Annotated in this window: 17 protein-coding genes and 1 tRNA gene; 12 read left to right on the top strand and 6 right to left on the bottom strand. The window is 65.4% G+C overall.

Translation table 11 applies throughout. The features are described from left to right. Positions 1 to 188 precede the first annotated feature (188 nt). The 4 genes from mreD to sphsw_RS08155 all read left to right on the top strand — a co-directional run bounded on the left by mreD (position 189) and on the right by sphsw_RS08155 (position 4,095). A complete protein-coding gene (gene mreD, locus sphsw_RS08170) occupies positions 189 to 710 on the top strand; it encodes a rod shape-determining protein MreD (RefSeq protein WP_031440173.1) in 522 nt (173 codons plus the stop codon). 13 nt (positions 711 to 723) lie between these two features. Further along, positions 724 to 2,796, top strand: coding sequence for a penicillin-binding protein 2 (gene mrdA / locus sphsw_RS08165; protein ID WP_031440172.1), 2,073 nt, complete (start codon positions 724 to 726; stop codon positions 2,794 to 2,796). Continuing rightward, positions 2,793 to 3,902 carry a rod shape-determining protein RodA gene (rodA, locus tag sphsw_RS08160; protein WP_031392826.1) on the top strand — a complete coding sequence of 370 codons (1,110 nt, stop codon included), beginning with the start codon at positions 2,793 to 2,795 and terminating at the stop codon, positions 3,900 to 3,902. The genes mrdA and rodA overlap by 4 nt, the downstream gene beginning before the upstream one ends. Positions 3,903 to 4,019: 117 nt before the next feature. After that, a tRNA-Lys gene (locus sphsw_RS08155) sits at positions 4,020 to 4,095 on the top strand. 758 nt (positions 4,096 to 4,853) lie between these two features. Here the strand turns inward: sphsw_RS08155 and sphsw_RS19725 are convergent. Further along, positions 4,854 to 5,030 (bottom strand): hypothetical protein, encoded by a 177-nt coding sequence (locus tag sphsw_RS19725; protein WP_160172618.1) that lies wholly within the window; start codon positions 5,028 to 5,030, stop codon positions 4,854 to 4,856. 639 nt (positions 5,031 to 5,669) lie between these two features. Here sphsw_RS19725 and sphsw_RS19720 point away from each other — a divergent pair. Both sphsw_RS19720 and sphsw_RS08145 read left to right on the top strand, forming a co-directional pair. Continuing rightward, positions 5,670 to 5,822, top strand: a complete 153-nt coding sequence (locus sphsw_RS19720; protein WP_157840552.1) for a hypothetical protein — start codon at positions 5,670 to 5,672, stop codon at positions 5,820 to 5,822. 245 nt (positions 5,823 to 6,067) lie between these two features. Further along, positions 6,068 to 7,219 (top strand): acyltransferase family protein, encoded by a 1,152-nt coding sequence (locus sphsw_RS08145; protein WP_037531186.1) that lies wholly within the window; start codon positions 6,068 to 6,070, stop codon positions 7,217 to 7,219. 465 nt (positions 7,220 to 7,684) lie between these two features. Here the strand turns inward: sphsw_RS08145 and sphsw_RS19300 are convergent, their stop codons facing one another. The 3 genes from sphsw_RS19300 to sphsw_RS08135 all read right to left on the bottom strand — a co-directional run bounded on the left by sphsw_RS19300 (position 7,685) and on the right by sphsw_RS08135 (position 10,983). Continuing rightward, the gene (locus sphsw_RS19300) at positions 7,685 to 8,377 is read right to left on the bottom strand and encodes a hypothetical protein (RefSeq protein ID WP_152555433.1); all 693 of its coding nucleotides are present in this window, start codon (positions 8,375 to 8,377) and stop codon (positions 7,685 to 7,687) included. Between the two features lie 102 nt (positions 8,378 to 8,479). Then, entirely contained in the window at positions 8,480 to 9,790 is a 1,311-nt protein-coding gene (locus sphsw_RS08140) for a hypothetical protein (protein ID WP_052149237.1), read from the bottom strand. 98 nt (positions 9,791 to 9,888) lie between these two features. Beyond that, entirely contained in the window at positions 9,889 to 10,983 is a 1,095-nt protein-coding gene (locus sphsw_RS08135) for an acyltransferase family protein (RefSeq protein ID WP_152555432.1), read from the bottom strand. A gap of 600 nt (positions 10,984 to 11,583) precedes the next feature. Between sphsw_RS08135 and sphsw_RS08130 the strand changes: the two genes are divergently transcribed. Further along, entirely contained in the window at positions 11,584 to 12,576 is a 993-nt protein-coding gene (locus tag sphsw_RS08130; RefSeq protein WP_031440167.1) for a cellulase family glycosylhydrolase, read from the top strand. A gap of 62 nt (positions 12,577 to 12,638) precedes the next feature. Here the strand turns inward: sphsw_RS08130 and sphsw_RS08125 are convergent, their stop codons facing one another. After that, positions 12,639 to 13,847 carry an ROK family transcriptional regulator gene (locus sphsw_RS08125; RefSeq protein WP_042466829.1) on the bottom strand — a complete coding sequence of 403 codons (1,209 nt, stop codon included), beginning with the start codon at positions 13,845 to 13,847 and terminating at the stop codon, positions 12,639 to 12,641. A gap of 395 nt (positions 13,848 to 14,242) precedes the next feature. On the opposite strand from sphsw_RS08125, the gene sphsw_RS08120 reads away from it, so the two are divergent. Next, entirely contained in the window at positions 14,243 to 15,727 is a 1,485-nt protein-coding gene (locus sphsw_RS08120; RefSeq protein WP_031440165.1) for a glycoside hydrolase family 125 protein, read from the top strand. Positions 15,728 to 15,762: 35 nt separating this feature from the next. Next, the gene (locus sphsw_RS08115; RefSeq protein WP_031440164.1) at positions 15,763 to 18,075 is read left to right on the top strand and encodes a GH92 family glycosyl hydrolase; all 2,313 of its coding nucleotides are present in this window, start codon (positions 15,763 to 15,765) and stop codon (positions 18,073 to 18,075) included. A 21-nt stretch (positions 18,076 to 18,096) separates the two neighbouring features. Here the strand turns inward: sphsw_RS08115 and sphsw_RS08110 are convergent, their stop codons facing one another. After that, entirely contained in the window at positions 18,097 to 19,335 is a 1,239-nt protein-coding gene (locus sphsw_RS08110) for an amino acid deaminase (protein WP_031440163.1), read from the bottom strand. A gap of 121 nt (positions 19,336 to 19,456) precedes the next feature. On the opposite strand from sphsw_RS08110, the gene sphsw_RS08105 reads away from it, so the two are divergent. From sphsw_RS08105 to sphsw_RS18775, 3 genes are all read left to right on the top strand, one after another. Next, entirely contained in the window at positions 19,457 to 20,902 is a 1,446-nt protein-coding gene (locus sphsw_RS08105; protein WP_200874019.1) for an N-acyl-D-amino-acid deacylase family protein, read from the top strand. Between the two features lie 12 nt (positions 20,903 to 20,914). Continuing rightward, positions 20,915 to 21,307: a RidA family protein gene (locus sphsw_RS08100; protein ID WP_031440161.1), complete on the top strand. Its 393-nt coding sequence runs from the start codon at positions 20,915 to 20,917 to the stop codon at positions 21,305 to 21,307. Further along, positions 21,308 to 21,719: GntP family permease (locus tag sphsw_RS18775; protein WP_235188326.1), on the top strand; the 412-nt coding region annotated here is incomplete at its 3' end. It lies immediately after the preceding gene.

Genomic DNA, 21,719 nt, shown 5'->3' with positions numbered 1-21,719 from the left:
GGTGATGACCGCGGGTGCGGATTCGGTGATGGCGCGGACCTTCGCCAACCCCGACACCTTCGATTTTGCGGTGGTCGAGCCCGGCTTCATGCCGGTGCCGCCGCCGCGCGCCCTTGCGCCGTCCGACAATAGCGCCAAGTGACTGCCAAACCACCCTATCCCGTCTTCCCCCAGATGATCGACCAGCCGTGACCACCCGCAACAGCGTCGACTACAAGCCATTCGAACCGAAGGTCGCAGGCGGCCGGGCGCGGGCGATCCCGTGGCTGACCGTCATGGCGGGATCGCTGATGACGATCGTGCCGCTGATCGCGACGATCCCGATCCTGCCGCCGTTCGGGTTCGTCATGCTGCTCGCATGGCGGCTGCTCGCGCGCTACGCGCTGCGCCCCTGGGCGGCGGCACCGCTCGGGCTGTTCGACGACCTGCTCAGCGGGCAGCCGCTGGGCAGCGCGGTGCTGCTCTGGTCGCTGGCGTTCGTGGCGATCGACATGATCGAGCAGCGGCTGGTGTACCGCGATTTCTGGCAGGACTGGCTGATCGCGAGCGGCGGGATCGCGTGCTGCGTGATCGGCGGGCGATTTCTGGGCGTACGGGTCGGCACGCATGTCGACACCGTGCTATTGGCGCAGATCGTGATCACCATGATGCTCTTCCCGCTGGCGGCACGGATCGTCGCGACGATCGAACGACGCAGGGTCCAGGAATGAGGCGGGTTTCCGAATGAGACGGCCGCCGCGTGTCGTGACCGAGATGTCGCAAGCCTATAGTTTCTCGCGCCGTGCCTGGATGCTGGGCGCGGTGCAGGGCGGCGTCGGGCTGATGCTGGCCGGGCGGATGGCATGGCTGTCGATCGCGCAGAACGAACGCTACACGATGCTGTCCGAGAGCAACCGCGTGAACATGACGCTGTTGCCGCCGCGGCGCGGCTGGATCGTCGACCGCCACGGCGTGCCGATCGCGAACAACCGCACCGATTTCCGCGTCGACATCATCCCCGACCGGTTGCGCGACAAGGAGCGCGTGCTGCCGCTGCTCGGCCGCATCCTCCAGCTGCCGCCCGAGGAGATCGAGCGGATCGCGATCGACCTCGACCATGCCGCCGGGTTCCAGCCCGTCCAGGTCGCGGAGAATCTCGACTGGGAGCGGTTCGCCGCGGTCAGCGTGCGGCTGCCCGAGCTGCCCGGCGTCGCGCCGACGCGCGGCTTTGCGCGCAACTATCCCGCGGGCGCCGCGGTCGCGCATCTGACCGGCTATGTCGGCGTGCCCAATGCCGAACAATACAAGAAGACGCGCGACCCGCTGCTCGTCACCCCCGGCTTCAAGCTCGGCAAGGACGGGCTCGAGAAGATGCTCGAACCCGCGCTGCGCGGCGAGGCGGGCGCGAAGCGGGTCGAGGTCACCGCGCGGGGCAAGCTGGTCGCCGAGCTCGCGACCAAACCCGACGTGCCGGGCAAGACCGCGCGGCTGACGATCGACGCGGGACTGCAGGAATATGCCGCGCGCCGGCTGGGCACCAATTCGGGGTCGGTGGTCGTCATCGACTGTCGCACCGGCGAGATGCTCGCGATGGTGTCGATGCCCGCCTATGACCCCAACAGCTTTTCGGACGGGATCAGCCATCTCGAATGGCAGATGCTGAGCGACGACGATCACGTGCCGCTGATGAACAAGGTCACGCAGGGGCTGTATCCGCCGGGTTCGACGGTCAAGCCGATGAACGGGCTGGCGCTGCTCCATGCCGGCGTCCCGGCCGACGCGCGGGTCAATTGCTCGGGCGCGATGCGGCTGGGGACCAGCGTGTTCCATTGCCACAAGCGCGGCGGGCACGGGCCGCTCGACCTCAAGAACGCGATCATGCAGAGCTGCGACATCTATTTCTACGAGATGGCGCGGCGGGTCGGCTATGCCGCGATCGCGCCGATCGCGCGGACGCTGGGCATGGGGCAGAAGTTCGACCTGCCCTTTTCGACGCAGCGGTTCGGGACGATGCCCGACCCCGACTGGAAGCTACACAAGTACAAGCGGCCCTGGACGGTCGCGGATTCGCTCAACGCGTCGATCGGCCAGGGCTATGTACTCGCCAACCCGTTGCAGCTCGCGGTAATGGCGGCGCGGATCGCGTCCGGCCGCGACCTGCAGCCGAGCATTCTCGCGAGCCAGGTCCACCGCGACGCGCCCGCGCTGGCGATCGATTCGGAAAATCTCGCGCGGGTGCGCGAGGCGATGTTCGGCGTGATCAACCAAGGCGGCACCGGCGGCGCGGCCAAGCTGCTGATCCCGGGCGTCGCGATCGCGGGCAAGACCGGCACCGCGCAGGTCCGCCGCATCACCATGGCGGAGCGGCGCTCGGGCGTGCTCAAGAACGGCCAGCTGCCGTTCAAGCTGCGCGACCATGCGCTGTTCATCGGCTTCGCGCCCGCGGACAACCCGCGCTACGCGCTCGCCGTGGTGCTCGAGCATAACGGGCATACGGTGCGCAACCTCGACACGCCGATGATCGGGCGCGACATCATGACCTACATGCTCGACCGCGAGCGCGCGCTGAAATCGCTTGCCGAGGTCGAACCGACCTGGGGCGGCGACATCAGGACGCGGATGGCGGCGACCGCGGCGAGCTATCGCGCGGCGCAGAGCGCCCCGCCCGCCGCGATCGCGACCAAGACCGACGCGACCGTGCCAAGCGACGCGCCGGCGGTCGAGAACGCCACCGATGTCGCCAACCGGACCCAGGCGGATCTGGCCACCGCGGGCGGCGGGGTCGCGGAAGACGGAACCACGGAGCGCGGCCAATGACATCGCGGATCATCCCCGAACAGCTTGCCACCCTGCCCTGGCGGACGTTGCTGCTGGTCACGGCGATCGGGACCTTCGGGCTGGTCGTGCTCTATTCGGCGGCGGGCGGCTCGCTGCGCCCCTGGACGCTGCCGCAGGGCATCCGCTTCTTCATCCTCCTGGCAGGCTCGGTCGTGCTCTCACGCATCCCCGAGCGCGTCTGGAAGGCGGCGGCGTGGCCGACCTATGGTGCGCTCGTCCTCGCGCTGGTGCTCGTCGAGCTGCTCGGCGCGGTGCGCGGGGGCAGCCAGCGCTGGCTCGATCTCGGCTTCATCCGGCTGCAGCCATCCGAATTGATGAAGCCGGCGATCGTGCTCGCCTGTGCGCGCTTCTACGACATGCTGCCGCCCAACGAGACGCGGCGGTTCGCGGCCGTCTGGCCCGCCGCGGTGCTGATCGGCATCCCCGCGGCGATCGTGATGAAACAGCCCGATCTGGGCACCGCGCTGATGATCTGCGCAGGCGGCGCGACGGTGATGTTCCTGGCGGGCATCCCGCTGAGGCTGTTCGTCGGCGGCGCGGTGGCCGCGTCGGTCGCGATCCCGCTCGCGATCAACTTCGCGCTGCACGATTATCAGCGCAACCGGATCCTGATCTTCCTCGATCCCGAAAGCGATCCGCTGGGCACCGGCTATCACATCAGCCAGTCCAAGATCGCGATCGGATCGGGCGGGCTGTGGGGCAAGGGGTTCCTCAACGGCACGCAGAGCCATCTCGACTATCTCCCCGAGGGGCATACCGACTTCGTGTTCGCGACGATGGCCGAGGAATGGGGGCTGGTCGGCGGCTGCCTGCTGATCCTCGCCTTCCTGCTGGTGATCCGCTGGGGGATCGAGGTCGGCCAGCGCGCGCAGTCGCGGTTCGCGCGGCTGGCCGCTGCGGGGCTCGCCACGACGATCTTCTTCTATGTCGCGATCAACCTGATGATGGTGATGGGCCTCGCCCCCGTGGTGGGCATCCCGCTGCCGCTGTTCAGCTATGGCGGGTCGTCGCAGATGACCGTGCTGCTGTGCCTGGGGATATTGATGTCGATCGACCGGGAAAATCGCAAGACGACCCGCTGGTAAGCAGAAAAAGACAGCAATTTGGACGAAAGGGGGTTGCGGCCCCCGATGAGTCTGCTAACAGCGCGCCTCCAGCAGCGGGGCGCCACACCAGGGCGCCACTCAAAACCGCCCCGGAATGGACGCATAGCTCAGTTGGTAGAGCAGCTGACTCTTAATCAGCGGGTCCTTGGTTCGAGCCCAAGTGCGTCCACCATTCTCCACCGCAGAAAACAGATGTTTTCCACTGCGGCGGAGTCATGTCTGTTCGACATGGTCTGATCTGTCTTCCGACAGTTTCTCTCCCAACTGAATGATATGCGCCTGCCGCGCGACCGCGATCTTTCGCGCCTTGTTCGCGATTGGCTCGCTGCAGGTTCGCATGACGTTGAGCATCGCGTGACCGGAGATCGGCCGCACGACCGGGTTGCCCGTCTTCGACTGTATCAGGGGGCCTACTCGCCTAGCTGAGCCCCTGCCCGCGCGATCGCGCGGTACCCTGCGCCTGTGGCATCCTTGGAGCCGAATACGTCCCAGACGCGCCGGCAGCGGCGCTCCGACTAGGTCATTGGGTCGCAGTCCCTGCCCGTCCCAGCTGGGGCGGCATCGTGACGAGCAGGGAACCCTTGCGGGGAGGCGAGGCCTCATCGGCCGGATGAGGCTTTGTGGTTAAGAAATGGTTAACGCCCTCGACCGGAGCGCCGTTTGTACGCACGGTGACGCTGGTCGAAGGCCGTGGCACCTCGGCACGGATCGACTTCGGTAATGTCCCGACCATGACGGGACAGATGATGTGGAGTAATAGCTCGTCCGCATCGCGCATCGGCCCCGCCTCGCGGGTGGTCGCAAGCATGCGTTCATATTCGGCAACTGCGATGGCTGAACCGCTTCTACGGCTCACCATCGCTGACCTTGCCGATCTCTCAGCTGTGCACCTGACGTCTGTTGCCAGTGACAGCCGGGCTCGACTCTGACTTAGATATAGGCCGGCGTCGTACCATGGCCCTGGTATTTCTCGCCTTTCACGCTGCTGCGATTGAACATGCCGAGATCTCGGTTGCCCGCCTTCATACTGCTCGGCATCCGCTGGCAGTAACCACGATCCTGGTTTGTCGATCCAGCGCCATGTGGTGTCGAAGCCTTGTCGCGCATCGTGAACTCCCATTAACCCTATTGTTTAACTCTTTACACATTCGCGTTAATTGCGACGTAACTGAGTTCGTCAGAGTCCAAGAATTGAGCGGCGCATTGGTTCCGACCGAAAATTCCGGTAAATTTAGCGAGCAACCAAAGTACCATAGTGCGCTTGGTGCCGTGATACCCAGGGCCGAGGACGTGGCGAGCCGGGCAGGCCCCAGGGTCGCAACGAGCGCCTGTTCGAGCAAGCCGCGATCAACCCGCATCGTGGTTCGCGGTCGCTGATGGGCAAGCGCAAGGTTTTGCCAAACCGTCTCACATCCCTGCGGCCGGAGCTCGGTTCGTTGCCGCCTGTCGAGCGCATCCGACACCCGATCGTGCTTGAATGTCCGCCATGGTCTGCGACGGTCCGCTACGACGGGCGTTGGCCCCTGCCATGCCATCAGGCGGGGGCCGGACTGGCGAAACTCGGTACGCCCGACATGGGCATCACCTGCCTTTATGGTGGACGATTAGCGCCCCGTCAGCCGCTCATCATAGCTCGAGGTCGGCGCCGTGAAGAGCGCATCGGGAGGCTTATAGGGATCCTAGGACCCGAATGCTTTGCGGGCCTAACCATGGTCGACTTGGACATTCTTACCAAGAGAACGCACCATGGGTGACCGGGAAAACCGCGCATACAAGAAGCGCTACGCCAAGGGCCGCACCGCTTACGGCCGCGATCGCGCAAAGGGCGCTGATGCCAATGGCGGCACGTTCAACACCTCCCTGACGAAGCGGTACGCGGGCTATTATGACGCGATGTGACCAAGGTGCCCGGTTCGAAAGAGCCGGGCGCTTTACATGGGGCGGCCCTGCGCATGTTCCCTGAAAACGCTTGGGCCATTCCAATCAATTTGAACGGCACTATTCAGCAGACGCGCTCGCGTTATGCCCGATGTTAATAGCCGCGCATGATCTAAAATGGGAAACCTAAGGTAAGAATTATTTTGCGATCATGCTCCATCGAACCGTATGGGCCGGAGAACAAAGAAAAGGCCGGGGGGCGTATAGTGACATCGAGCAGCGGCATCGGAACAGAATTTAGGCAGGACACTGCAAGGAAACCGGGCCAGATCGATGCAATACAAGCCCTGCGGGCGTTTGCGGCTCTCGCGGTCGTTGCGCATCATGCGTTCCGCGCCACGACGCTGCATGACGCGCCCCCGGGCGCTTACGCACCGCAAAGCTGGATTATCCAAGCCGGGGCTGCCGGCGTAGACGTCTTCTTCGTCATCAGCGGCTTTCTGATGGCATTCATTTCTCAGAAATTTTTCCTAGGCCGGAATTCGCCTGCTGACTTCATGATCGACCGGATCGTGCGCGTCTGGCCCCCATATGCATTGGTCACCTTGGTGGCGTGCGCCCTGATCGCTGCGAGGTCTGGCTTCGGCCCGGAGCTCGCTATGCCACGCCTATTGACGATCTTTTTCATCCCCTCATTCGACATATCAGGCAACCTGCAGCCAATTATCGGGCCGGGGTGGACGCTATGTTATGAGATGATGTTCTACGCCTGCTTTACTCTCGTAATCGCAAGTGGCCGCAAGCACGCCATACTGAAGCTTTCCATTTTAATCGGCGCTCTATATCTTTTGGGTGTCTTTAGCACCAATAAGGTAATGCACGTATTCTTAGCCGAGCCTATCGTTTTCGAGTTCGTCGTCGGTGCGCTCATCGGCTTCAGGTTTAGGGAGACAAATCAGAAGGTGCGTTTGCCGATCGTGTGGATCGCTGCTGGCTTGATGGGCATGCTCGTCGGAGTATATGCTGACATTCCCCTGCAATACCGGGTGTTCACCTACGGCATCCCAGCGACCCTGCTGTTCGTCGGGTTTCTGTCTCTAAGCGATAACATCCGGTGGCCCTCGGCGCTGCTCTTCATCGGAAATGCCTCATACGCTATCTACCTGACGCACATACTCGTGATCTATATGTTCACTCGTCGCATGCCCATCTTCGTAGAGCACGGGTTGGAACCGCTCGCCGTCTATGGGGCATCGTCGATTGCGATATTGGCCGCCATCGTCGTCGGTTCGCTATTCTACATGGCTGTCGAAAAGCCGGTGTTGCGCTTATCTCAGCACCTAGTTGCTGGTCCGGCAATGGCGCGAACGCGGCCTTCAAGAAGCGCACCTGCAACTGCCGTGAATGGTGCAGAATAGCAGAAGGGCTAATATTGCAGCAGCGCCTCGTCCCCAGGCAGGTAGCGCTCTTCGGTCAGGTCCAGTGACCGGACTGTCGACGACCTGGCCGCGTCGCGGTGCAGCCACCCCGGCGGCGCGGTCTTCGGCCGCTTGCCGCACTCACCGCAACGGAAGAACCGGGTCAGCCTCGGTCCCCCGGTAGGCTTCGAGGTTGACCTCCGTATGCCGTCCACAGCCATAGATCAGATCTATGGTCTGGATATCGAGGGGCCGCATGTTTTCGAGGTCCATGGGGAGCGGGATCGACCACTGCAGTCGCGCCTCATCGACCGCGTCGACCGCTGCCGCGATGCGCGCCCAATCAGCCTGGTGGAGATCATCCTCTAAGGTATCGAGCAGCGTGGCGACAACAGGCGCAGACGCCAGCGTGCCATGCTTCTCACGGCGGAGGATGTCTCCGCCATGGAGGGCAACGGCTCGCGATCAGTCGCGACGTCGGCGTGTCAATTTTCTCAGCTGGGCTTGATTGAGTTCCCGGGTCCGCTTGCGATCGGCGATCAACGCCCGCCGAAGCGCTGCACCGTGCAGCGGCTGTGCAATCCACCTTGACGACCGCGCGCGCGCAGGCCGCGCCTTACGTCTCGCGGGTGAAAGCCTCCGTGCCTTTTTGAGCATTGACGCTCGAGCCTGGCTCAGTGCGGCATTGGCCTTCTGCGCCACGGGAGTGTTGCCACCGTCAGCGGGAACTGCGGTCGAGATGGCGGCTGTCTGCGGTCTGACAGGCGGTGCGATGGGGGCTTTTGGGGTTTGGGCGACGGGAGCCTTGACCAGAGCCGGGCGGGGATCTGCCTGGCGGGTGTAATAGGCTGCGCCAACCGTGCTCATGATCCCCAGAACGACCGCGGCGATCGCCGAATATCGTGCCGTACGGATGCTTCGTTGGTTACGGGCCGTGAGGACCGACAAACGCTTGTCGATGTCCTGACGCTGGTTCGCGAGCGCCCAGAGCGCCGCGTTGCTCCCGATCCTCGCGCCGTAGTGCGAACCCGGAATCGTGCTCGCGGCGACCAGATATTCTCGATCGGCCGGCTCGATGGCCGGCGGTTGCAGGGGAGGATCGTCGGGGAGTGCTTCCGCAGACCGGGTTGCCGTTGAGGGAGATTCGCTGCTTGCCATGGCAAAGCTACGTATCAGATTGAATTAGGTTTTATGCAGCCAATCGGTCCCGACATAGCACACCGACGCCAATACTCCCCGGATGGCAGGCCGGGTCCTGCTTCAGGCCGCGACCGTTCCTCGTGGCGCAGGGCCATTCGATCGGGACGGCTGGGGCTTGGGCGCGGTGGCCGCCATATAGCCGACCAGCATCCACAAGGGGGCGGCGACCTTCATCGAGAAGATCGCGGTGCCGCCGATCATCATGTTGGCGAAGAGATAGACCGCGGTCGCCCAGGCGCAGCGCTTCGAGGCGGTGTCCGTCGCGCGCTGGCCGAGCGAGAAGAACAGCCAGATCGCGATCAGCCCGAAGATCGAACTCGACGCGGTGACATAGCCGAAGCCGGTATCCATGAGATGCCGCGCCTTCATCGCATTCGCACCGAATATGGTCGGAATGTCGAGCTTACGCAGCGCCTCGGTGGTGATGCCCAGTCGGCCGATCAGATCGTCGGTATGCTCAACATTGTCACCGACGACGAGAAACGCCAGCAGGACCAGGACCGGTGCAATTAGGAGGGTGAACCACCGCGACAGATGGGGAAATATGAAATATCCCATCATCGTCACCACCGCCAGCGCCGATGACGTCCGCGTGTTGTTCGAGAGCAGGATCAGCAGGATCGTCGCCACCATCGTCGTCCGGATGGCGACGCTCAGCCGCCCCCATGTGGCGACGAGGAAGACGCAGAGGATTCCGGCGAAGTTCGCGTTCGAAACCTGCTCCAGGAACACCGACGAGGTCCGCGCGCCCGAAAACACGCCAAAGGAAAAGCGCGATTCGAACCCCGCCGCATTGTTGAACAGGCCGGTCTCGTTGAACTCGCTCACCTCCATGCCGCGCGTTGCCGCATAGTAATTGCCCGGCTGGAACACCGACACATAGGCGGTCGGGAAGGCGATCTCGAAGATCAGCACCGTCAGCGTGATGATCGTGAGCAGCGCAAAGGCGAGATGCACCTGGGGAAAGCTGCACCGACGGCCGAGCAGGAAGAAGGACGCGATGATCGCGACGTTGCGAAAGGCATCGGGGAACACCGCATCGCTCGCGAGCGACGTGAACACCGCAAGGAGCGCAAACAGGTAGAGCAAGCCGATCGCCGGAGCGTCTTCGCCGTCTGGACGGCGCTTGAGCAGCGCCAGCCCCATCGCGCCGCCGAGCAGCAGCCCCTCCATCGCGATCGGCGCCGCGGACGTGAGGCCCTTCACATGCGCGCTGATGATCGCGAGCATCGCATTGTACAGGCTCGCGGAGACGACGAGCGTGACCGCGAGGATCCCGAACCTTTGATCGCTGATCAGCGCCTTGCCGCCGGGTGGCGCCGCCGTCTTGGGCCGCGCCCTGACCCCGGTGATAGGTTGTGAAGTCTTCATGGTGTCACCGTTTGCAGTTGGTGCGGATAATCGAGGCCGACGCGCCGCTCGAGGAACATTCTACGGCTGCGCGTCGATGGCCAGCCCTAAATCCCGGCTCAGGATGTGCCCAGTTCGGCGGCGGCGGGCGGCTTGCGGCCACCGCGCAGCAGCCTGTTCATGCCCTTGAGCAGCGGGAGTTCGATGGTCCGGTGGACGACGATCCCGGCGACGCTGCTGACGACGAGCGCGAGGATAACGAAGACGGCACCGTTCGCCATGCCCAGATCGAGACCGACGACATGGGCCGCGACGCGGGTGCCCGCGATCACGAAGATATGGCTGAGATAGATGCTGTAGGACGCGTCGCCGAGCAGGGACAGTTTCGGCAGGTCGGGCAAATGGCCCGAGATCTCGATCTGGAGCGCCGCGCACAGCAGAATGACCGCGGGTATGCCGAGGACAATGAATTGCGAGACGGAAGGCCTTTCGAGATCCATCCAGAACAGCATGGCGAACGCGCCAAGCCCTGCCACCGCCCAGATGCCGGGCGACAGGCGCGGAAGACGGCGGATCGTACACGCCAGAACAATCCCCGCGAGAAATTCGGCGAGGCGGTCCGTACCGTAGAAGGCCGCGGTCGTCCCGGAGAGCCACGTCTTGGCCGACACGTACACGAGCGCCAGCAGCACGGCGACGAACAGGGGCCTGAGCGACTGCCTGACGGCCAGCGCGCACGCAAACACCGCGTAGAACATCATCTCGGTATTGAGCGTCCAGCCTGGAACGATGACCGGTGTCAGGACCTCCGCATTGGTCGCGGCAACGGCCGGGTTCCAATAGGGGAGAAACAGGAGCGAGAAGCCGAGATGCGGGAGGTCGAACTTGGTCGACCGCAACAGATCGCCGAAGAACAGCGCGACCATCGCGGCAAATATCGTCAGGACCCAGTAAAGCGGCGCGATCCGGATCAGGCGCTTGACCAGGAAGTCGCCAATGCCGACCTTGCGGTCCCTGGTCGTCCACCACATGACGAACCCGCTCAGGACGAAGAATATGTCGACGCCGAAGGATCCGGACAGCGGAAGTTCGCGAATATTCGCCACCTGCTCGACTTGTACGACCGCGTGGAAATAGACGACGGCCAGTGCAGCGACACCGCGCAGATATTGCAAGGACGACAGGTGCATCCCGGATTTTGGTACGGAGGTCACTGATTGTCCGCCTTACAGTTTAAACAGGTTTACTAGCCCTGCGGCACGCGACCGGTGCTGCAGGACAGGATATTCAACTATTATACGCTCAGAATTGGGCATCTGACGGGGTACAACCTCAGAGTCATAGGGTGCTCGTCGAACCACGTCGGCGGTTCAGCGCCATGTCGACGGGCTTAAAACCGCGTTATCAGATAGATAGAGGGCATATCTGACCGCACGCTGGTCCCCATCCGGTGTCGTGAGCGGGCTTCTGGCATAGAATGGCGCTGACTTCCACGGGATTCCCGGCGTCGGCGCGACCCGGAATGGCACTGACCGCGGCGGACAGGCGTGTCGTCGCATCGAAGCATCTGGTTACCGGACGATTCACTTTAGCGATGATCTCGGCCATGTTCATGCCGGACACGCGCCACCTGTGTCACACGAGTCGACGGCATCTCTCGAACTCTGTCAGTAATTGTGACGCTCTCGATAATTATTCCACGGCAACGTCTTGTTGCGGAAGAAAAATTTAACACAAATTGGCTATTTGAGGGATCGCACTGTGCTTCACATCGAGAGCACGGCATTCCATCCAAACCTCGTAGGTGAAGTAAGATGATTCTTCCTCGTGTCATCGCCGCTGCCACGGCCCTGCTGTCCTTCGCCACGGCCGCCGAGGCCGCGCCGCGGTTCGGCGTCAATCTCGCGGGATGTTCGTTCGTCGCGAACGGCGCCCTGTGCCCGACCGTGGCCGACGTCGCCTGGTACGTCGACAAGGCCGGGTTTCGCAGCATCCGCCTGCCGTTCAACGGCAGCCAGATGAATGACCCCGTCGTCCTCCAGCGGGTGGTCGACGTCGTCAAGGCGGCCAGCGCGCGCAACGTGCCCGTGATCCTCGACCGCCATGACTATAAATGGCCGACGCCGGCGGAGCAGATCGCATTCTGGCTGCCGATCCTGCGCAAGCTCGACAATTCCGAAATGGTCATGATCGACCTGATGAACGAGCCGCGCTTCTTCACCGATCCCGTGGTGACGAACGACTGGATGCAATGGGTTCGCGATACCAACCAGATCGTCGCAGGCATTCGCAAGGCGGGGTTCAAGCACCGCATCCTCGTCGAGTGGCCACAATGGTCCGCGTCATTCCGGTTCGACAAGAACGAACCGGCCAGCCGGGACTGCGAGAGCGCTGCATGCGCGATCGATCGCTCGGGCGGCCTCATCGACCCGCTGAACCGCATCATCCTGTCGCCGCATCGCTATTTCGACACCGGCTCCAGCGGTACCAATGCGGAGTGCGTCAGCGAACCGGCGGGCGACGGCGGACTGAAGATCTTCGCTGCGGCTGCCCGGAAGCGGGGATATCGGGCGATCCTGGGCGAATATGCACTGGGAAGCTCCAAGGGGCTGCCCGCATCCTGCACCGCGATCGCGGCGAACGTCGTCAAGTCGATCAAGACCGACAGTGACGTCTGGCTCGATGCGATGGCCTGGGGCGGCGGTCGCGCGTGGACGGAATCCTATTTCTTCAAGATCGAACCGACCAAGGGCACGCGGGAATCGGTGCCGGTGGCGGCCTACACGAAGATGATCGCGGGACAGTAAGCCGCGAGGGCCCCTCCCTCGCAGGCGCGGCGTGAAGGGCCGTATTCCGGCTCTTCACGCCCCTACCGGCCGACCTGCATCAGGATGGCGTCGGAGGGGAGCAGCTTGTCGAGGAAGGGCAGCAGCGCGGCGCCGATGACCGGTGCGTCGGCGGCGAGGGCGCCGCGGATGATCGTGGTCATCGGGGGCTGTACGGTGACCGCCAACGCGCCGGCGAGGCGGGCGATCAGGCGGTCGAGCAGCGCGGTGTCGAGCCGGCCGCCGATGACGATGGCGTCGGGATCGATCAGGCAGGTGATGTTGATCAGCGGTGCGATCAGCGCCTTGGCGGCGAGATCGACCCAGCGTTCGAGCACGCGGTCGGTCTGCGGATCGGCGGGCCGGATGTCCTTCTGGCTTTCGACATCGAGGCCGGCGTCCTTCAGCATCTGCAGCAGCGCCGAGATCGAGACGATGTCCTGCACGACCGCGCCCGGCGCCGGGTTGGTCGCGTCGGGCAGCAATCCCAGTTCGGCGCTGCGCTTGTTCGCGCCCTCGACGAAATGGCGGTCGATCATCAACCCGCCACCAAGCCCGGAATTGATCAGGATATAGAAGAAGCTCGCCAGCGGTGACCCCGCCCCCGCCTGCGCCTCGCCGATCGCCGCCGCCGCCGCATCGTTCTCGATCACGGTCGGCCAGGGCATGACCGGGGCGAGCAGCGCGGGGATCGAGAGGCCCGCCCAGCGATCATAATCCGACGGCCGCCCCGGCAGCGTGATGACGCCCAGATCATTGGGTACCGCGACCCCGACGCCGATCACGCGGTCGCGTCCGACCCCGGCCTCCGCGAGCAGCGATTCGAGGTTGTGCGCGACGAACGCGACGACGTCCTCGGGCATCGCAAAGGCGATATCCTGCGCGATCCGGCTGCGCACCTGACCCGCGAGATCGAGCGCGACCAGCGTCAGGTGATCGCGATCGATGTTGAGGCCGATCGCGACGCAGCCCAGCGGCTCGATCGTCAGCTGGATCGCGGGCTGCCCACGCGGGCCCTGAAGGCGGCCGACCTCTTTCACCAGACCGGCGTCGATCAGCCGGCGCGTGATGTTGGCGATCGTCGGCGCGGTCAGCCCGGTCGTCCGGCTCAGCTCGACACGGCTGGTCTCCGGGCTGAGCCGGATGGCCTGCAGAACCACGCGCTGATTATAGTCGCTCGCACGCGCCAGGTTCGTGCCCGACAACGACACTGCGAGGCGCGCACCGCGCGCTTCCCGTATCGGTTTGTCCATCGTGATATGCCCCTCCGACGTATTCTTACACGTCCGGCGAAAGAAAAGTCGATGGGCCCGGCCGGGCTCATCGATCCGCCCGGGCCCTATCACGCGCCACCCCGCTGCAACCGCATGGAAAACCGACCGCGTGAAAGAAAATTAAATTTCTTAATCTGCTTGCGCCCCGGTACGTCGGCCCCTAGCCTTGACCCCAGCACATCATGTCGCGCCGCCGTTCAATGGTTCGACAGTATCTTTCCGGCAATCCCGACGAGGACGCCGGCCCCGGACGTGTATTGGAGAGGCGCATTGGCAGCATCACGAGGCATCGCCTGCAAGGACACCGGGCGATTAGTGAAGCGTGTACGGAGCAATGTTCTTCCCGGACTTGCGGGTGCGGAGATGTCGGCCGCATGATCGGGGTGTCATCTGCTGCACTACTTCGCCGCGACATGCTGAAGGCCGGCGCTGCGGCGCTGTGCGCGGCAGCGGCGACGCCCGCGTTCGGCTTCGCGGCGTCGGCGCCCGTCGCTGGCGGCGCCCGGCCGCCGCGCGATCAGCGTCGCTTCGTCAGTCCGGCGGTTGAGCAGGAGATCGTGCGGGTGAAGGCGAGGATCGCGGATCCCGCGCTGCGCCATCTGTTCGAGACCTGTTATCCCAACACGCTCGACACGACGGTCCGGTTGGGGATCGTCGACGGCAAGCCGGACGGGTTCGTCATTACCGGCGATATCGAGGCGATGTGGCTGCGCGACAGCTCGGCGCAGATGCAGACCTATGTCCATCTCTGCCGCCGCGACCCGGCGCTGCGCCGCCTGTTCCACGGCGTCATCCAGCGCCAGGCGCGGTGCATCCTGATCGATTCCTACGCCAATGCCTTCATGGCGGATCCGCAGGCCAAGTCGAACCTGGGCGCGATCGACGACCTGACCGAGATGCGCGCGGGCGTTGCCGAACGCAAATGGGAGCTCGATTCGCTCTGCTATCCGATGCGGCTCGCCTATGGCTACTGGAGCGAGACGCGCGATACCGCGCCGTTCGATGCGCTCTGGGCCAAGGCGATGGCGCGGGCGGTGGCGACGATGCGCGAGCAGCAGCGCAAGACCGATGACGGCCCGTACCGGTTCGAGCGCGTCAATCGCCACGCGACCGAAACGCTGATGCTGAAAGGCGTCGGGGCGCCGACACGCAAGGTCGGGCTGATCCATTCGATGTTCCGCCCGTCGGACGATGCCTGCACGCTGCCCTTCCTGATCCCGTCGAATCTGTTTGCGGTGTCGGCGCTGCGCATGCTCGCCAAGGTTCATGTCGAGGCGCGGCACGACGGCGCCGCGGCGGCGGAGTGCGTTGCGCTCGCCGACGAGGTCGACGCGGCGCTGCGCACGCATGGCCGGATGGCGTATCGCGCGGGCGGCACGGGCGGCACGGGCACGGGCGGAGACGTCTGGGCGTTCGAGGTGGACGGGTTCGGCAATGCGATCTTCATGGACGATGCGAACGTGCCGAGCCTGTCGGCGCTGCCGCTGCTCGGCGCCGCGTCGCGCACCGATCCGCTGTACCGTCGGACCCGGGCAGCCGCCTGGAGCGCGCGCAACCCGTATTTCTTCACCGGCAGCGCGGCGGACGGAATCGGCGGCCCGCACAAGGGGCTGGGCATGATCTGGCCGATGTCGATCATCGTCCGCGCGATGACCAGCGATGACGATGCGGAAATCCGGCAATGCCTGCGCTGGCTGAAGACCACCGACGCGGGCACCGGCTTCATCCACGAATCGTTCGACAAGGATGACCCCAAACGCTTTTCGCGGCCCTGGTTCGCCTGGGCGAACGGGCTGTTCGGCGACCTGATCCTCGATCTCGAGCGGCGCCGCCCCGCCCTGCTGCGCGAGACCTTCTGATTCCCCCGACAGCCCGACCTTTAGGAGACCACCGCGTGATCCGCGCTACCCGTCGCGAGCTGCTTGCCGGCTCGACCCTTGCCGCGTTCGGCACGGCCCTTCCCCTTGCCGCACGCGCGCAGTCGCCGGCAGTGACCAGGCCCGACCTGTTCATCGGCACGGGCGGGCATGGGCACACCTTCCCCGGCGCGACCCTGCCGTTCGGGATGGTCCAGCTTTCGCCGGATACCAACAATCATGGCTGGGATGCCTGTTCGGGCTATCACCAGTCCGACCGTTCGATCATGGGCTTCTCGCACACGCATTTGTCGGGGACCGGGATCGGCGACATGCTCGACGTGCTGCTGGTGCCGACGCGCAAGCCGCTGAAGCTCGTCGCGGGGCCGCGCGAGACGCCGTCCGACGGCTATCGCCAGCGCTATACCGACGAACATGCCGAGCCGGGCTATTACCGCGTCAAGCTCGAGTCGGGGGTGCTCGCGGAGCTGACCGCGACCGAGCGGACCGGGCTGCACCGCTACACCTTTGCCAAGGGTCCGGGGCATATCCTGATCGACCTGACGCACTGCAAGCAGGAGACCGCGGAGGAGGCGATCCGGATCGAGGACGCGTCGTTGTCGATCGGCGAGGACGGCCTGCTGACGGGCAGTCGCCAGGTCTTCCGCTGGGCGGAGGGGCGCCGCATCCATTTCGCGATGCAGCTGTCGCGCAAGCCCGACCGCGTGCAATTCTATGGCGACGGCGACACGCCGGTTGCGGGCGGCGGGCGCGGCGTGACCGGGCACCGGCTGAAGGTCGCGCTGTTCTTCGACGATGCGGGCGCGGCACCGATCCTGGTCAAGACCGGCATCTCGGCGGTCGACGTCGCAGGCGCGCGCGGCGCGCTGGCCGAGGCACCGGGCTGGACATTCGACGCGACCTGCGCCGCTGCGCGCCGGATCTGGGCGAAGGAACTGGACATGGTCCGGGTTGCGGGCGGGACGCCGGCGCAGCGGACGATCATGGCGAGCGCGCTCTACCACACGCTGATGGGCCCGACCTTGTTCAGCGACCGCGACGGTCGCTATGTCGGGCTCGACCAGCAGGTCCATACCCTGCCCGCGACCGAACGCGCGTACAGCGCCTATTCGCTGTGGGACACGTATCGCGCGCTGCATCCGTTGATGACGCTGGTCCGCCCCGACATGGCGGAGCGCTTCGTCCACGATCTCATCCGCCAGACGCAGCAGAGCCCCTATGGCCCGCCGACCTGGCCGTTGCAGGGGTTCGAGACCGGGTGCATGAACGGCTGGCATTCGGTCGCGGTGCTCGCCGAGGCGCATGCCAAGGGGATCAAGGCCGATTATGCGGCGGCCTGGCCCAATATCCGCCGGCGTGCCTTCGACCCGCAGTACAAGGACAGCCTCGCGACGCTCGGCCGCGATCATTACATGCGGCTCGGCTATATTCCCGCGGACAAGATCAAGGAGTCGGTCAGCCGGACGCAGGAATATGCGTATGACGACCATGCGATGGCGCTGCTCGCCGACGCGATCGGCAAGACCGACGATGCGGCGCTGCTCCGCAAGCGCAGCGGCAACTGGCGCAACGTGATCGATCCGAAGATCGGCTTTGCCCGGCCGCGCTTCGCCGACGGAAGCTGGTGGGCGGCCTATGATCCGATCCAGCTCGGCCACATGCCACAACCGCGGTGGCGGGACTATACCGAGGCGAATGGCTGGCAGGCGACCTTCCTCAACCAGCACGACATATACGGGCTGATCGCGCATTTCGGCGGCGATGCGGCGTATGACGCGAAGATCGATTCCTTCTTCAACGCGCCCTCGACGCTGCCCGCCAACGCGCCACCCGACATTGCCGGGCTGGTCGGGCAATATGCGCATGGCAACGAGCCCGGGCATCATGTGGCGTATCTCTATGCCTATGTCGGGACGCCGTGGAAAACCCAGGCGATGGTCCGCCGCTTATGCACCGAGATGTACAAGGACGATCCCGACGGCGTGATCGGTAACGACGATTGCGGCCAGATGAGCGCGTGGTTCATCCTGTCGTCGCTCGGATTCTATCCGGTCGATCCGACGACGGGGATCTATGTCTTCGGGTCGCCGCTGTTCGACAGCGGCGAGATGCGCGTCGGCGCGGGCAAGACGCTCCGGGTGCGCGCGATCGGCAATGCGCCCGACCGGCCCTATGTCCAGTCGGTGCGCTGGAACGGCAAGCCCTGGACCCGCAACTGGATCGCGCATGCCGACCTGATCCAGGGCGGCGAGCTGGAATTCACGATGGGCGCGAAGCCGTCGCGCTTCGGCACGCGCGCCGAGGACCGTCCGCCCTCGGCGCCGCGCTGACGCCCGCTGTCGAGGTCGGGATCAGAAGAAGGTCTCGACCACCTCGACGCAGGTGAAATCGTCATCGACCACCAGCACCCGCCGCCATTTGTCGAAGGTGAGGCAGGGGTGCGAGATGTCGAAGGCGATGACGTCGCCGACCGCGATGTCATCGCCGGGGGTGATCGCCAGATAGGCGTGCTGGTCCATCAGCCCGGTCACCGCCCAGTGCGCGGGGGCGTCGACCGGGCGGCGGTCGCGCGCCTTGCGGAACAGCGTCGCGGGCCGGGGAAGCCCGGCATCGAAGGCAACGTCGCGCTTGCCCATCGCGATGACCGCGCGCGCCGGATCGGGGATCGACTGCACCACCGCCCATACGCGCAGCGCGGGCAGCAGCGCGTCGCCAAAGCTCGGCGCGACCGGATTGCGTTTCAGGATCTGGTCCTGCGCGATGCGGTACAGGCCGTCGTCATGGCTGATGTAGCAGCCAGGGCGCAGCACGACCTGGACATCGCCGGCCTTTGCCAGCGCGGCGGTTTCCTCTGCGACCACGTCGTACCAGGCCGAGCCCGCCCCCGACAGGATCGCGGGCGTCCGCGCGATCCGCCCCGTCGCGAGCAGATCGCGCGTGATCGTCACCGCACGACGGATGAACCGCCGGACCTCCGCCTCGTCGCTCAGCACCCCTTCGTAGAATTCGACCCCGGCGAGATGGAGATGCCCCGGCCAGTGCGCGACCGCGTCGAGCACCCCGGCGAGCGCGGCGGCATCGCGGACGCCGGTGCGGAAGCCCGACTGGTCGGGCTCGGGGGCGAGTTCGACGAGCAGGTCGAGCGACACGTCGGCGGCGCGGCACGCCTCCCCGAGCAGCGCCACCCCGGCGGCGGAATCGACGATGCAGATCAGCCGCAGCGCAGGATCGGCGAGCAGATCGACGATCGCGGCGATATTGGCGTCGCCGACGATCTGGTTCGCGATCAGGATGGTGTCGATGCCATGCGCCGCCGCGACCTGCGCCTGCTGGCTGGTGGCGACCGTGATGCCCCACGCGCCGGCATCGATCTGGCGCTTGAAGAGCGCGGGCGCCATCGTCGTCTTGCCATGCGGTGCGAGCGACACGCCATAGGCATCGATGAACGCGCGCATCCAGTCGAGATTATGCTGCATCCGCCGCGCATCGAGCACCGCCGCCGGAAACATGACGTCCCCCGCGAGCAGGTTCCAGCGCGCGGCCGCATCCCGACCGATACCCTTGTGCAGCTTCACACCGACGTCGCTCACGGCAGACCTCCCAGATAAAGAAAATTGTTTACATTATTTCGACCCGCGGTGACAGTGTCGATCCAGCCCGGCCACGACAGACGCGTGGCACTGACCTCTGGAACCTCTGGGAGGTGAAATGATGGCGACAGTCATTGCCGGTGTCGACGTGTATGACGGCAGCGGCGGCGCGGCCTTCCGCGCCGACGTCGAGATAGGCGACGGGATCATCGCGCGGGTCTCGGCGGCCGCTGCGTCGCCGCCGCCGGGCGCGATCGACGGGCGGGGCCTGGCGCTCGCACCCGGGTTCATCGACGCGCATACGCATGACGATCTGGTCGTGATCGCGGCGCCCGCGATGACCGCGAAGGTGACGCAGGGCGTGACGACGGTGGTGGTCGGCAATTGCGGGATCAGCGCAGGCAGTGATCTGAGCGCGCATGCCCCCCTGCCCGACCCGCTGGTGCTGCTCGGTGGCGCGGACGAATTCCGCTATTCCGATTTCGCGGCCTATGCGCAGGCGGTGGACGCCGCGGTCCCGGCCACCAATGTCGTCGCGCTGATCGGCCATACCGCGCTGCGTGCGCGACACATGGACGGGTTCGACCGCGATGCGAGTGACGACGAACGCGCGGCGATGCGCCGCGACCTGGAGGACGGGCTGGCGGCAGGCGCGTTCGGGCTGTCGACCGGGCTCGCCTATGCCAATGCCAACGCCGCCTCGACCGCGGAGGTGATGGCGATCGCACAGGCGTTGCGCGGTACCGGCGCGCTCTATTGCACGCATCTGCGCAGCGAGGCGGCGGCGATCGTCCCCGCGCTGGACGAGGCGTTCGCGATCGGCCGGCACGCCGCCGCGCGCGTGATCGTGTCGCATCTCAAATGCGCGGGCGCGCCGCAATATGGTCGCAGCGGCGAAATCCTCGCGATAATCGAGGACGCCGATGCGCATCAGCCGGTCGGGTGCGACTGCTACCCGTATACGGCAAGCTCCTCGACGCTCGATCTGAAGCAGGTCGTGCCGGAGACGCCGATCCGGATCACCTGGTCGGACGCCGAGCCCGCCCAAGCGGGACGGATGCTCGCGGACATCGCCGCCGAATGGAACGTCGACCTGCGCGCCGCCGCAACGCGGCTGCAACCGGCGGGTGCGGTGTATCACTGCATGACCGACAGCGATGTCGACCGGATCCTCGCGCATCCGCTGACGATGGTCGGGTCGGACGGCCTGCCCTGCGATCCCCGGCCGCATCCGCGGCTATGGGGCAGTTTCCCGCGCGTGCTCGGCCATTATGCGCGCGACCGCGGCCTGTTCCCGCTGGCGACCGCGATCCGCAAGATGACCGGGCTTCCCGCCGATCGCTTCGGCCTGCACGACCGGGGCTATGTCCGCGCAGGGCTCGCCGCGGATCTCGTATTGTTCGACCCCGCACGCATCGCCGACCGTGCGACCTATGACGAGCCGACGACCGCGGCTGATGGCGTGGTCGGTGTCTGGGTCAACGGCGTCGCGACGCTCGCGCTCGGTCGACCGACCGGCGCCCGCGCGGGCCGGCTGCTGCGCCGCGCAAACCCCATTACCCAGTGAAGGAATGATCAGATGACGGACGGACTCAAGCGTTATGGCGTCGAAGGCGGCAGCGGCACCGGTGGCCAGCATCTGCCGTTCGCGCGCGCGGTCGGCGCAGATGGCTGGCTGTTCGTATCGGGCCAGGTGCCGATGGTCGATGGCGAGGTGATCGACGGCGGCATCATCCCGCAGACGCATCAGGCGATCCGCAACGTGCTGAAGATCCTCGATGAAGCCGGATATGGCCCCGAGCATGTCGTACGCTGTGGCGTATGGCTGGACGACGCGCGCGACTTCATGTCGTTCAACCGCGTATTTCAGGAATATTTCGGCGCGCATCCCCCCGCGCGCGCCTGCGTCGTGTCGCAGATGGTCGTCGACTGCAAGGTCGAGGTCGACTGCGTCGCCTGGAAGAAACCGTAAGTGCAGCCGGGCGGCATGCTGCTGACCGAGGCGGCGATCGCCGTCGCCGCGCTCATCGTGCTGATCGTGCGGGTGCGGCTCAGCCCGTTCATCGCGCTGACGCTGGTGTCACTCGCGCTCGCGCTGGTCGTCGGCATCCCGCTCGGATCGATCGTCAAGAGCTTCGAGGCGGGCGTCGGTGGCGCGCTCGGGCATATCGCGCTGGTCGTCGGGCTTGGCACGATCCTCGGCAAGATGATGGTCGAAAGCCGCGGCGCGGAGCGGATCGCGGACAGCGTGATCGGCTTTTTCGGCCCTGCGCGCGCCGACTGGGCGATGATGACGGTCGCGCTGATCGTCGGCCTGCCGGTGTTCTTCGAGGTCGGCTTCGTCCTGCTGGTGCCGATCGTCTTCACGCTGGCGCGGCGGCTCG

Origin of the sequence: Sphingomonas sp. FUKUSWIS1, from assembly GCF_000733135.1 — a bacterium.
Lineage (GTDB): Bacteria > Pseudomonadota > Alphaproteobacteria > Sphingomonadales > Sphingomonadaceae > Sphingomonas > Sphingomonas aerolata.
Note: the sequence above shows the minus strand (reverse complement) of the source record. Positions and strands in the feature narration are given on the sequence as shown.